The organism is Kitasatospora sp. NPDC040550 (assembly GCF_055594965.1).
On record NZ_JBVIWC010000010.1, the window covers coordinates 253,528 to 266,015 of the forward strand.

General features: G+C 75.3%; 10 protein-coding genes. 6 read left to right on the top strand and 4 right to left on the bottom strand.

Annotated elements, in window-relative coordinates; all coding sequences use genetic code 11:
* The first annotated feature begins 46 nt into the window (after nucleotides 1-46).
* Nucleotides 47-841: a hypothetical protein gene (locus tag ACZ58X_RS17675; protein WP_470334544.1), complete on the top strand. Its 795-nt coding sequence runs from the start codon at nucleotides 47-49 to the stop codon at nucleotides 839-841.
* Between the two features lie 16 nt (nucleotides 842-857).
* Here the strand turns inward: ACZ58X_RS17675 and ACZ58X_RS17680 are convergent, their stop codons facing one another.
* On the bottom strand, nucleotides 858-2,534 hold the full coding sequence (locus ACZ58X_RS17680) for an FAD-binding dehydrogenase (protein WP_470334545.1): 1,677 nt from the start codon (nucleotides 2,532-2,534) through the stop codon (nucleotides 858-860).
* A gap of 223 nt (nucleotides 2,535-2,757) precedes the next feature.
* On the opposite strand from ACZ58X_RS17680, the gene ACZ58X_RS17685 reads away from it, so the two are divergent.
* The 4 genes from ACZ58X_RS17685 (at nucleotide 2,758) to ACZ58X_RS17700 (ending at nucleotide 7,586) form a co-directional block, all read left to right on the top strand.
* Nucleotides 2,758-3,951, top strand: a complete 1,194-nt coding sequence (locus tag ACZ58X_RS17685; RefSeq protein WP_470334546.1) for an RsbRD N-terminal domain-containing protein — start codon at nucleotides 2,758-2,760, stop codon at nucleotides 3,949-3,951.
* Between the two features lie 116 nt (nucleotides 3,952-4,067).
* Entirely contained in the window at nucleotides 4,068-5,303 is a 1,236-nt protein-coding gene (locus ACZ58X_RS17690) for a glycosyltransferase (RefSeq protein WP_470334547.1), read from the top strand.
* A gap of 215 nt (nucleotides 5,304-5,518) precedes the next feature.
* On the top strand, nucleotides 5,519-6,502 hold the full coding sequence (locus ACZ58X_RS17695) for an aldo/keto reductase (RefSeq protein ID WP_470334548.1): 984 nt from the start codon (nucleotides 5,519-5,521) through the stop codon (nucleotides 6,500-6,502).
* Nucleotides 6,503-6,752: 250 nt separating this feature from the next.
* The gene (locus ACZ58X_RS17700; RefSeq protein WP_470334549.1) at nucleotides 6,753-7,586 is read left to right on the top strand and encodes a polysaccharide deacetylase family protein; all 834 of its coding nucleotides are present in this window, start codon (nucleotides 6,753-6,755) and stop codon (nucleotides 7,584-7,586) included.
* A 24-nt stretch (nucleotides 7,587-7,610) separates the two neighbouring features.
* Here ACZ58X_RS17700 and ACZ58X_RS17705 read toward each other — a convergent pair whose 3' ends face one another.
* Nucleotides 7,611-9,221, bottom strand: coding sequence for an acyl-CoA synthetase (locus ACZ58X_RS17705; protein ID WP_470334550.1), 1,611 nt, complete (start codon nucleotides 9,219-9,221; stop codon nucleotides 7,611-7,613).
* Nucleotides 9,222-9,613: 392 nt separating this feature from the next.
* Between ACZ58X_RS17705 and ACZ58X_RS17710 the strand changes: the two genes are divergently transcribed.
* Entirely contained in the window at nucleotides 9,614-9,865 is a 252-nt protein-coding gene (locus ACZ58X_RS17710) for a DUF6296 family protein (RefSeq protein ID WP_470334551.1), read from the top strand.
* Nucleotides 9,866-10,060: 195 nt separating this feature from the next.
* On the opposite strand, the gene ACZ58X_RS17715 is transcribed toward ACZ58X_RS17710, so the two are convergent.
* Together ACZ58X_RS17715 and ACZ58X_RS17720 are read right to left on the bottom strand one after the other, a co-directional pair.
* The gene (locus ACZ58X_RS17715) at nucleotides 10,061-11,155 is read right to left on the bottom strand and encodes an alanine racemase (protein ID WP_470334552.1); all 1,095 of its coding nucleotides are present in this window, start codon (nucleotides 11,153-11,155) and stop codon (nucleotides 10,061-10,063) included.
* A 90-nt stretch (nucleotides 11,156-11,245) separates the two neighbouring features.
* A complete protein-coding gene (locus tag ACZ58X_RS17720) occupies nucleotides 11,246-12,073 on the bottom strand; it encodes an SDR family NAD(P)-dependent oxidoreductase (protein ID WP_470334553.1) in 828 nt (275 codons plus the stop codon).
* Between the last annotated feature and the right edge of the window lie 415 nt (nucleotides 12,074-12,488).

Genomic DNA, 12,488 nt, shown 5'->3' on the forward strand with positions numbered 1-12,488 from the left:
CCGCCTGACGGCCTGACCGCAACGACCGATCGGAGCACACCCCCGCATGGCCCGGAAGACGAAGGCCCCCGCCGCAGAACCGTCCCGGCGCCGCCGCCCCCGCTGGTTGACGGCGCTGGTCGCGTTCGCGGTGTGCGCCGCCGTCGCGGGCGGCGTCGCCGCGTACCGGACGGTCTCCGACCAGGCCTCGGAGCGGCCGGTCAGCAGCGACGAGGCCGCCCGCCTGGCGCTGTCCCGGCTGAACCTCTACCAGGCCAGCCCCGTGAACGTGGTGCTCACCGCGGACGAGGGCGGGGGAGTGCGGATCCAGGTCGAGGGGGTCGTCGACTACCGCACCCACCGGGGCGCCGGCCGCTACCGGTCCAGCGGAGCGAGCGGTCCGCTCGACCACGGGCTGGTGGTCTGGGACACCGGCGGCCTCGGCCTCGCCCCCGAACCCGCGGGCGACCAGAGCCCGCCCTGGCAGCAGGCCGAACACGTCCCCCGCTCCGGCTGGTCGCCGCGCTCGTACACCGCCGACCCGCTGGACGCCGGCCTCCAACTGCTCACCCAACTCGGCGCCGACCGCCCCGACAACCCGGTGCTGCTCGCCCAGTCCGGCGCCCGCTGGCTCGGCCAGGACCGGATCGACGGCCGCAGCTACGACCGCTTCTCCGGCCCGCGCGCCCAGGGCGCAGCGCCGGACGGCAACCGCTCGCCGCTCACCTACTGGGTGGACGGCGACGGCTCGCTGCGCCGGGTCACCATGCGGATGGCGGGCCTGGGCACACCGGCCACCGTGGAGTTCTCCGGCCGCAACGCCGACGCCAAGCTCCCCGAGGCGCCCTGGCTCACCAGCTGACGAATCGTCAATCCGCTCAGCGCGTACGGGAGATGGCGAGGCCGGCCGCCCGCCCGGAGAAGATGCACCCGCCGAGGAAGGTGCCCTCCAGGGCGTTGTACCCGTGCACGCCCCCGCCGCCGAAGCCAGCCACCTCCCCGGCCGCGTACAGGCCCGGGACGGGGGCCCCGTCGGCGCCGAGCACCCGGGAGTCCAGATCGGTCTGCAGGCCGCCGAGGGTCTTGCGGGACAGGATGTTGAGCCGTACGCCGATCAGCGGGCCGTGCGCCGGGTCGAGGATCCGGTGCGGCCGGGCGACCCGGGCGATCCGGTCGGTCAGCGACCGGCGGGCGTTGTGGATCGCCATCACCTGCACGTCCTTGCTGAACTCGTTGCCCAACTCCCGGTCCCTGGCGATGATCTGACGCTCGATCAAGGCGAGGTCGAGCTTCGGGCCGCGGGCGATCCCGTTCATGGCCGCGACCAGCTCGGGCAGTGTCCGGGCGACCACGAAGTCCTCGCCGTGCCGCTTGAACCGCTCCACCGGCCCGGGGGCGCCCTTCGCCAGCCGGCTCCGCAGCGCGAACCTGAGGTCGCGGCCGGTCAGATCGGGGTTCTGCTCCGAGCCGGAGAGTGCGAACTCCTTCTCGATGATCGACTGGGTCAGGACGAACCAGGAGTAGTCGTGGCCGGTGGCCAGGATCTGCTTCATCGCGCCGATCGAGTCGGCCCCCGGCACCCCGGACATCCCGGTCAGCCGCTGCCCCTCCGCGTCGAACCACATCGAGGACGGGCCCGGCAGGATCCGGATGGCGTGGTCCGGCCAGACCGGGTCCCAGTTGTGCACCCCCTCGGTGTAGGCCCACATCCGGTCGCGGTTGACCACCCGGCCGCCCGCCCGCTCGGTGATGGCCAGCATCCGGCCGTCGACGTGGGCGGGCACACCGGAGATCAGGTGCTCGGGCGCCGGACCGACCCGCTCCGTCGGCCAGTTGGCGCGCATCAGCGCGTGGTTGTGCCCGATGCCGCCGGAGGTCACCACGACCGCCGCCGCCCGCTCCTCGAACGGGCCGGTCACCTCACGCGAGGACTTCACCCCGCGCGCCGAGTCGTCAGGCGCCAGCACCGAGCCCCGCACGCCGACCACCGCGCCGCCCGGGCCGTCCTCCGTCAGCAGCTCGTCCACCTGGTGCCGGAAGGCGAACCGCACCAGCCCGGCGCGCTCCGCCCGCAGCACCGGGCGCAGGAAGGCCTCCACCACGCCCGGCCCGGTGCCCCAGGTGATGTGGAAGCGCGGCACCGAATTGCCGTGGCCGGTGGCCGAACCGGCGCCCCGCTCCGCCCACCCCACCAGCGGCACCACCCGGTGGCCCAGCTCGCGCAGGTAGCCGCGCTTGCCGCCCGCCGCCCACGCCAGGTACGCCTCGGCCCAGCGCCGGCCCCAGACGTCCTCGTCGTCCGGGCGGTCGAAGCCGGCCGAACCGAGCCAGTCCTGCCGGGCCAGCTCCAGCGAGTCCTTGATCCCGACCCGCCGCTGCTCCGGACTGTCGACGAAGAAGAGGCCGCCGAGCGACCAGAACGCCTGGCCGCCGAGGTTCCGCCGGTTCTCCTGCTCGACGACCAGCACCCGCCGGCCGGCCTTGGCCAGCTCGTGCGTCGCCACCAGTCCGGCCAGGCCGGCCCCGACCACGATCACCTCAGGCTGGAACGGCATTCAGCTCTCCCTCGGGGGAATCCGCCGTCGCCCGGGCGCGACGACCGTACGGTCCCCATGGTCACGGGCGGGCCGCGGGGGCGGGCACTAGGCTTGTCAGGTGGTGATGAAGAAGACTGTGCCACCGGAGCACGGCACACCGGTAGGGGGCGCGTCGGCGGGCGCCGGGGCCGCTGCGGACCGGCCTGCCGCCGACGGCCCTGCCGCCGCCCGGCCTGCCGCCGTGGCGCGGATCCTGGCGGACCAGCCCGGCATGGTCGAGGCCGCCCTGGCCGCCGTCACCCGGGAGATCCCCGCCTACGCGAACCTCGACGCCCGCCAGCTCGAAGAGGTCCGCTCCCTGATCGTCTGGACCCTCCGCCGGGTGCTCGACCTGTGGTCGGTGGACGGCGCCCTGGACGCCGAGGACCTCCGGATGTTCCGCGGCGTCGGCGCCGTCCGGGCCCGCGACGCCCGCCCGCTGGCAGCCGTGCTGCGCGCCTACCGGGTCGCCGCGCTGGCCTTCTTCGACCGGATCGGCGAACGCTTCCCCGACGCCGTCACATCGCGCGACCTCAGCGCGCTGGCCCGGGTCTGGCTGACGGTGCTCGACCAGTCCTCGGAGGCGGTCTTCGACGGCTACGAGTCCACCGGCCGCATCCTCAGCGAGGACCGTGAACGCGCGCTGCGCGGCCTCCTCGCGGACCTGCTGCTCGGCCGGCAGAGCCACGCCGGCACCCTGCGCGCGCGGCTGCGCGAACTCGACGCCGAACTGCCCGCCATCTTCGACCTGTTGGTGGTTTCCCCGGCCGTCGGTGTCGCCGGAGCCGCCGGAGCCGCCGGAGCCTTCGGAGCCGCCGAAGCGGCGCAGGCGGCCGCGCTGGTGGCCACCGCCCTCGACCCCCGGGCCGCCGGCCGGTCCGGCGAGCTCGAACTCACCTCGCTGCACACCGTCATGGACGGCGTCGGGGTCGCCCTGCTCAAGGCGGCCGACCCGGCGGCACTGGACCGCCTGACCGGCGCGCACACCCTCACCGGCGCCCGGCTCACCGGTGTCACCGCCGCCACCGCCCCGCGCGACTACCGCCTGGCCCTCCACGGCCTCCGGCACGCCCCACCCCTGGTGCGGACCGAGCGCCGGGTCCTCGACCGCGGCGACCTGGAGGTGGTGGCCCTGGTGACCGGACACCCGGACGCGGCCCCCGCCCGGGTCACCGAGGCCGTGCTCGGCCACCTCGCCCAGGACGACGACACCCGGCGGACCCTCGACGCGGTGATCTACGCCGACGGCGCCGCCGGCGCGGCCGCCCGCCTCCACCTCCACCCCCAAACCGTCCGCTACCGCCTCCGCCGCCTCGCCACCACCACCGGCCGCGACCCACGCACCCCGTGGAACCGCTACGTCTTCCAGACCGCCCTCCTCACGGCCACCCCCTGACACCCCCCCGCGCAGGGCCGCCCGGCCGAAGCCGAAGCCGACGCCGCGCCCTCACCGCCGTCCGCAACAGCGGAACGTGGGAGCGGAGTTGCGGCGGGAGGCGGCAGAATCGGGCCATGCGCATTCTGATCGTCACGGCCGGTTCACGAGGAGACGTCGCCCCCTACACCGGGCTGGGGCGGCGGCTGTCGGACGCGGGCCACCAGGTCGCCGTGGCCGCCCACGCCTCCTTCGCCGGGCTGCTCGCCGACTGCGGCCTCGAACACCGGCCGGTGCCGGGAGACCCGCAGGCGTTGGTCCGGGAGTTCTCCCGGGCGACGTCGCGCGCGGAGACCCAGGCGGCGCTGCGGGCCTACACGGACGGTCTGGCCGACGGGGTCGCGGCGGCGGCGGCAGGCGGGGCCGACCTGGTGCTCACCGCCTTCGGCCCGGCCCCGCTGAGCCGGGCGGCCGGCGAGGCGCTCGGCGTCCCCGTCGTCGGCAGCTACCTCGCCCCGTCGTTCGCCACCCGGGAGTTCGCGCTGCCCAACTCCCGGAACGCGGACGACCTGGGACCGGACGGCAACCTCGCGGCGGGCCGGGACGTGCTGAGGCGAGCGGAACGGCTCTTCGCGGACGCCGTGACCAGGCTGCGCGCCCGGCTCGGACTGCCCGCCGACCCGCCGCCCACGGCAGCGGCCGACATCCGGCCCGCCTTCCACGGCTACAGTCCGCTGGTGCTGCCGCGCCCCGCCGACTGGCCGTCCTCGGCCCGGGTGGCGGGCTACTGGTGGCCCGCACGGCCGGACGGCTGGCAGCCCCCGGCCGAGCTGGTCGACTTCCTCCGGGCCGGCCCACCCCCGGTGTTCATCGGCTTCGGCAGCATGGCGGTCGGGGAGGGGGAGCGGCTCAGCGGGCTGGTCGCCACGGCGGTCGAGCGGGCGGGCGTACGGGCGGTGGTCCAGGCGGGCTGGGCCGAGCTGAACGGCCGCGGCGGCGACGTCCTGACCATCGGCGACGTCCCGCACGACTGGCTGTTCCCGCGCACCGCCGCCGTCGTCCACCACGCCGGAGCCGGCACCACGGCAGCCGGCCTGCGGGCCGGGGTGCCCGCCGTCGCCGTGCCCGTGCTGGCCGACCAGCCGTTCTGGGCGGCCCGGCTGCACGACCTGGGGGTGGCCCCCCGGCCCGTGCCGTTCCAGGAACTTACCGCCGAAGCCCTCGGCGACGCGATCACCGCCTGCCTGACCGACCCGATCCACCGCCACCGCGCCACCCGGCTCGCCCGCGGCCTCGCCACGGAGGACGGCACCGCCCCACTGCTCGCCCACCTCGACTCCCTGCCCGGTAGCCGGGGCGCGAAGTCGCAGTAGGCGGCCTGCGCCCGTGTTCGCAGTCGTCGTGGAACCGACTCCCTGGGTGGAGGACCACCCAGGGAGTCGGGGCGGCAATCGGCCCGGTCCCCCTGAGGGGTCGTCTGCGTTCGCTGCCGCGCCTGGGTCGGGCCCGAGCCGGCCGGTGCCGCTCCACGCCCTCGGACGTCCGGCCCCCGGCGGCACGGGTCGGTGCGGCGTGAGAGGCTCCTGGCATGGAACAGCGCGTACTCGGCCGTACCGGCCGTCCCGTCTCGGTGGTCGGACTCGGCACCTGGCAGCTCGGTGCGGACTGGGGTGACGTCCGGGAGGAGGACGCCCTGGCCGTGCTGGAGGCGTCCGTGGAGGCGGGGGTCACGCTCCTCGACACCGCCGACGTCTACGGCGACGGCCGCAGTGAGCGGCTGATCGGCCGGTTCCGGAAGGAGCGCCCGGACGCGGAGGTGTTCGTCGCCACCAAGTTCGGCCGCCGGGTCGAGCAGCGGCCCGAGCACTACCAGCTCGCCAACTTCCGTTCCTGGGCGGACCGTTCGCGGGAGAACCTGGGCGTGGAGCGGCTGGACCTGGTGCAGCTGCACTGCCCGCCGACGCCGGTCTACTCCTCGGACGAGGTGTTCGACGCCCTGGACACCCTGGTGGCGGAGGAGCGGATCGCCGCCTACGGGGTGAGCGTGGAGACGTGCGCGGAGGCGCTGACCGCGATCGCGCGCCCGGGCGTCGCCAGCGTGCAGATCATCCTGAACGCCTTCCGGCTCAAGCCGCTGGAGCGGGTGCTGCCCGCCGCGGAGGCGGCCGGGGTGGGAATCCTGGCGCGGGTGCCGCTCGCCTCGGGGCTGCTCTCGGGCCGCTACAGCGAGCGGACCGTCTTCGGCCCGGACGACCACCGCACCTACAACCGCCACGGCGAGGCCTTCGACCAGGGCGAGACCTTCTCCGGCGTGGACTTCGCCACGGGCGTCGAGGCGGCCCGGGAGTTCGCCGCGCTCGCGCCCGAGGGGGCCACGGCGGCGCAGACGGCGCTGCGGTGGATCATCCAGCAGCCCGGGGTCACGACGGTGATCCCCGGGGCCCGCAACGTGGCCCAGGCCCGCGCCAACGCCGCGGCCGCCGGGCTGGCCCCGCTGCCCGCCCCGACGCTCGACGCCGTACGGGAGCTGTACGACCGCCGCATCCGGCCGCAGGTGCACGACCGCTGGTAGGCACGTGGCCGACGATCCGGAGCCGGCTCCGTGAGCCCGCCGCCATCGCCACCCTCGCCACCCTCGCGGCCCTCGCCGCCATCGCCGCCATCGCCACCCTCGCGGCCCTCGCCGCCCCACTGAGCGTCAGCGCGTCCCGACGGGAAATGTCACCGGTCTGCTACGCGCGTCGCAGCGGGGAACCCCGGTGGGGTGGCTGACGTCCTCGACCTCGGAGAACACGCAGGTGGAGCCGGGGGAGGGGTCGTTGATGGATTTCAAGGCGCGCGTGGGGAACGTGGGCAACCGGTCGCGGGCGGCCGTCGCGGTGGCGGTCGTCGTCGCGGCGGCGACGGCGTGGGCGGTTCCGACGGTCACCGCGACGGTCCCCGGCCACGACCGGAACGTCGCCCAGGGCCAGGACGGGTCCGCCGAGGGGCAGGGCGGTCAGGACGGCGCCCAGGGCGGCGGTGGCGGTGGGCAGCAGGGGCGGATACCCGAGGGCATAGCCCACGCCTCGGAGGCCGGGGGCAACGCCGTCAACATCACCATCGACGACGGCCCCGACCCGGTCTGGACCCCGAAGGTCCTCGACGTGCTCAAGCGGTACGGGGTGAAGGCGACCTTCTGCATGATCGGACCGCAGGCCAAGGCCCACCCGGACCTGGTCAAGCAGGTGGTGGCGGCCGGTCACCGGCTCTGCGACCACACCGTGGACCACGACACCTCGATGGACAAGAAGCCCGTCGCCTACCAGGAGCGGGAGATCCTGGACGCGAAGAAGATGATCGAGCAGGCCGCCGGCGGCGCCGAGGTCATGTACTACCGGGCTCCCGGCGGCTCGTTCACCCCCGACAGCCGCCGGATCGCCGCCGCGAACGGCATGCGCCCGCTCGGCTGGAACGTCGACTCGAAGGACTTCGAGAAGCCCGGCACGGCGGCCATCGTCGAGACCGTCAAGAAGGAGCTCGGCAACGGCCCGACCGTCCTGTTCCACGACGGCGGCGGCGACCGGCAGCAGACCGTCGAGGCCCTCGGCCAGGTGCTCACCTGGTTGAAGAGCCAGGGCCGCGCCACCGGCTTCCCGGTCCGGACCACGCCGTGACCCTCGCCGCCCCGACCGGTCGGGCTAGCGGATCCCGGAGGCCCGGGCCCGGAGTTCGCGCTTGAGGAGCTTGCCGCTCTGGTTGCGGGGCAGTTCGGTGACGAAGAGGACCTGCTTCGGCACCTTGAACGGTGCGAGCCGACTCCTGACGTGGGCGATCAGTTCCGCCTCGGTGGGGGCGGCGGTGCCGGGCCGGACGACGACGAAGGCGGTGACCGCCTCGATCCACTTCTCGTCCGGTACGCCGATCACCGCGACCTCCGCGACGACGGTGTGGCTGTAGACGGCCTCCTCGACCTCCCGGGAGGCGACCAGCACCCCGCCGGTGTTGATGACGTCCTTGATCCGGTCGACCACGGTCAGGTAGCCGGCCTCGTCGGCGACCACCAGGTCCCCGGAGTGGAACCAGCCGTCCTTGAAGGCCTCGGCGGTCTGTTCGGGCGAGTCCCAGTAGCCGAGGCACAACTGCGGTGAGCGGTAGACGACTTCGCCGGGGGTGCCGGGCGGCACCTCGGTGCCGTCCCGGTCCACCACGCGGGTCTCCACGAACAGCACCGGGCGTCCGCAGGAGGCCGGGCGGTCGAGGTGCTCCTCGGGCCGCAGCACCGTGGACAGCGGGCCGATCTCGGACTGGCCGAAGCAGTTGTAGAAACCCACCTGCGGGTAGCGGGCGCGCAGCCGGTCGAGCACCGCCACCGGCATGATCGAGGCGCCGTACTGGGCCTTGCGCAGGGAGGACAGGTCGTGCCGGTCGAGGTCCGGGTGGTTGGCCAGCGGAACCCACACGGTCGGCGCCAGGAACAGCGAGCCGATCCGGTCGCCCTCGATCCGCCGGAGCAGTTCGGGGATGTCGGGCGACTCCAGCAGCAGGACGGAGGCGCCGACGGCGAGGTACGGGAGCAGGAAGACGTGCAGGGCCGCCGAGTGGTACAGCGGCATGCAGATCAGCGGCCGGTCGTCCTCGCGCAGGTCGAGGGCGTGGATGGCGGACAGGTAGGCGTGCACCAGGGCGCGGTGGGGCATCATCGCGCCCTTGGGGCGGGAGGTGGTGCCGGAGGTGTAGAGCAGCTGGGCGAGCTCGGTGTCGGCGGGGCCGGTGCCGAGCTCGGGCACGGGGCCGGCCGACGCGGCCTCCAGCAGGCCGGTCCCCGGAGACTCGGCCCCCGGAGACTCGACCCCCGGCAACTCGGTTCCCGGTAGCGAGGCCTCCGGCAGCCCGGTCGGGTCCGCCCTGAGCGGCAGCACGTGTTCGACGGCCAGGCCGTCCCGGACCCGCTCGACCTCCGGCGCGAGCGCCGGGTCGCTGAGCACCGCGCGGGTGCCGGACTGGCCGAGCAGGTAGCGCAGTTCCTCGCCGGTGAGGGCGTGGTTGACCGGGACGTGCACCAGTCCGGCCCGGGCGCAGGCGAGGAAGGCGATCGCGTAGGCGTCGGAGTTGCGCCCGTAGGCGGCGACCCGGTCGCCGGGCCGCAGACCGAGCCCGAGCAGGTGCCCGGCGGCGCGGCTGACCGCGTCGTCGAGCTGCCGGTAGGTCCAGCTGCGGTCGGCGAAGGTGAGCGCGACGCGATCGGGGGCCCGGCGGGCGCTCCGGCGCAGCAGCCCGTCGACGGTGCCGGCTCGGGGGTCGTCGCTCATGGTCACGGTCTCGCTTTCGTACGGCGGGCGGTCGGGCGGCGGGCGGTTGGGCGGCGGGGCCCGCCCGGGCAGACGGCCGGAGCGGGCAGCAGCAGCCTGCCCGCTCCGGACCGCCCGCACCAGGGTCTGCGCCCGGTCGGTCCGCCCGACCGGTCCGCCGGTCCGCCGCCCTGCCGCCCCGCCGGTCCGTCGAGACGGGTGGCGGAGTGGCGCCGGGGCGGGCGTGTGCAGCGGCCCCGGCCGGGTAGGCGCCTGGGCGACCATCGATTCCGGGGCCCGGCACCGTGCCGGGCCGAAGGGTGCTGCGAAGACGGTCACCGTTCGTGTACGACGGCCTGAGCTCGGAGGAGAATCGACGCCACCGGGCGGGGAGTCCGACGAGGAGGCCGGCCATGAAGAGCCTTGAACGCCGCTACGCGGTGACCCTGCCCGGGTCGATCGGCGGGCACGCCCCGCCGCCCGTCGTCGTGGTCCGCGTCACCGAGGCTGTGGGCCCCGGCGGCGGACCGGTCTGGACGAACCGCGACGGCGACCTCCGGGTGGAGATCACCGGTGAGGTCGCCACCGTCCTGTCCGCCCCGGAGGGCACGGGGCGGCACCCCTGCCTGCACGCGGTGGCGCTGCCCGACCGCCTCGCGTCGTAGCGCGCACCGTAGCGCCACACCCGTAGTGCCCCGGAGCCCTGCGTCCTACCGGGTCAGCAGGGCTTCCACGACGGGATGTTGTCGTTGAAGACCGCGAAGGGGGCCGGGCGCCGGGTGGACCGGTCCACCGACCGGGCCGCCGCGGCCGTCCTGCTCCGCACCAGGGAGGCGCTCCGGCCGTAGGGCAGCCGCCGTTCAGCTGTTGGCGCCCCGAGCGGCCACCGTCCAGCGGTCGACGACCTCGCCGGCCCGGACCACCTCCAGGGTGTCGGCCAGGTTCACCGGAGTGCAGACGTGGACCGGGACGACGGCGACCCGGGAACCCAGGCGGGGAGTGGGCCCGCCCTCGGGCAGCACGACGGTGGCGTGGTGCTCGGACAGGGAGGCCACCACCGCGTCCGGGTGGTCCGGGAGGTAGCCGTGGCCGCGGACCCACGGCGATGCGTCGGAGCCCAGCACCTTGCTGCCCGCGTCGAGCACGAAACGGCCGGGGCCCGGGGTGCTCACCACGGTCGCGAGCGCGTAGAGCCCGAGGTCGTCCGCGGTGCAGCTGCCGATGGCCAGCTGGGTCGCGTCGTTGAAGACGTACACCCCCGGGCGCAGTTCGTTCACCGCGCCCGACCGCCACTGCCCGGCCGTCGGCGTCGACCCGCCGCTCACCACCGGCACCGCGATCCCCACGGCCCGCAGGGCCTCCGCGGCCTCGCCGAGCGCCCGTTCCTCGTCGCGGGCGGCGTGCTCGCGGGCGCGGGGGTCGTGGCCGTAGCCGTGGCCGGGGAAGGTGAAGACCCCCGCCACCTCCAGCCCGGCGTCGACGGCGGCGAGGCCGATCTCGGTCGCGTCGGCCGGAACGACCCCGGTCCGGTGGTGACCGGAGTCGATCTCGATCATCACCTGCGCGGGGGCCGCCGCCCCCCGCAGCGCCCGCCCCAGCCGCCGGACACCCTCCACGGAGTCCGCGCCCACCCGCAGGGCGACCGAGTCCGCGAGGGCGCGCAGCCGACGGGCCTTGGCGTCGTCGACCCACAGGGGGTAGGCGATGAAGAGGTCGGACACGCCGTTCCGGGCGAAGACCTCCGCCTCGCCGACGGTGGCCACGCTCAGGCCCACCGCACCGGCGTCGAGCTGGCGCCGCGCGATCTCCGGGCACTTGTGGGTCTTGGCGTGCGGGCGCACCGCGAAGCCGCCCTCCAGGGCCGCCGCGCTCATCCGGGCGATGTTGCGCTCCATGACATCGGCGTCGACGACCAGCGCGGGGGTCGCCGGCTCCTCGGGGAGATGTGTGCTCATGCCTCATGATCACGCGTCCGGTCGGCCTCCGGTTCCCACCGCGCCTCCAGGCGCCTCGACCCCGCCCGCGCCGGAGGACCGTGCCGCCCGTCAGGACTCCGCGGCACCCGGCTCGCTCGTCCCGGCGGCGGCACGCGGGCTGCCCGGCGGGATCGGCCCCAGGTAGGTGCCGCCGGAGGCGTCGACGGTCTGGCCGGTCACCCAGCGGCCGCGCGGCCCGGCCAGGAAGCCGACCACGTCCGCGACGTCCTCGGGCGTGCCGATCCGGCCCAGGGCGGTGATCGACTCCAGCCCGGCCATCGCCTCGGGGGCGCTGGTCCACGCCGAGGTCATGTCGGTGAGGATCACGCCCGGGTTGACGGTGTTGACGGTGATCCCGCGCCGGCCGAGCTCGTTGGCGAGCGGCGCGGCGAGCGCCTCCAGGGCCGTCTTGCTGACGGTGTAGCCGATCTGGAGGGGCGAGGCGATCCGGGCGGCCGCCGAGGCCACGTTCACGATCCGGCCGCCGTCCCGCAGCAGTGGCAGGGTCCGCTGGATCACGAAGAGCGGCGCGCGGACGTTGACCGCCATCACCCGGTCGAACTCCTCCTCGGTGATCTCGCCGATCGAACCGGCCAGGTGCACGCCCGCGTTGTTGACCAGGATGTCCAGGCCGTCCTCGCCGTGCTCCGCCAACCCGGCGGTGAGGCCTTGGAGCAGCCGGTCCGGCCCGTCGCTCCGGTCGAACCGGGCCGGCACCGCGAACGCCCGGCCGCCCGCCCCCTCGATCAGCTTCACGGTCTCCGCGGCGGCCTCCTCGTTGCCGCCGTAGTGCACCGCGACCAGCGCGCCGTCGTCGGCGAGCCGCCGGGCGACCGCCCGTCCGATCCCACGGGACCCGCCCGTCACCAGCGCCGTCCTGCCGTCCAGCTCGCCCATGCCCGCCGTCCCTCCCACGCCCTCCCGGCCGCATCCGGGGCCGGCCCGGTCGCCACACCCCGATGCCGGGCGACCCCTCATACCTGCCCGCCACGGCAGGCCTGATGCACCGGCTCGGTCGCCGGCCCGCTGAGCGGCCCGCCGGGCGGCGAGGCGGACGCGGGTGGCGCAGCGGCCCCAGGCACGGGTGCCGCGTTCCCCCACCGGTGCGCCCTCGTCCGCCCCGAGGGCCGCAGCGCCTGGCAGGCCCCGCACCCGGCCGCCGACACCGCCCAACTCCTCGACGTGCTAGGGCGTGTCTGACAATTCCCGCCGGGCGTGCGACGCCGGGGCACGCACCTCGCCGCGTTGTCGTCAGTCGCCGATGCTCCGCATGGACTCCCTCCTCCGCCTTGCGATGCACGCACCCCAACGC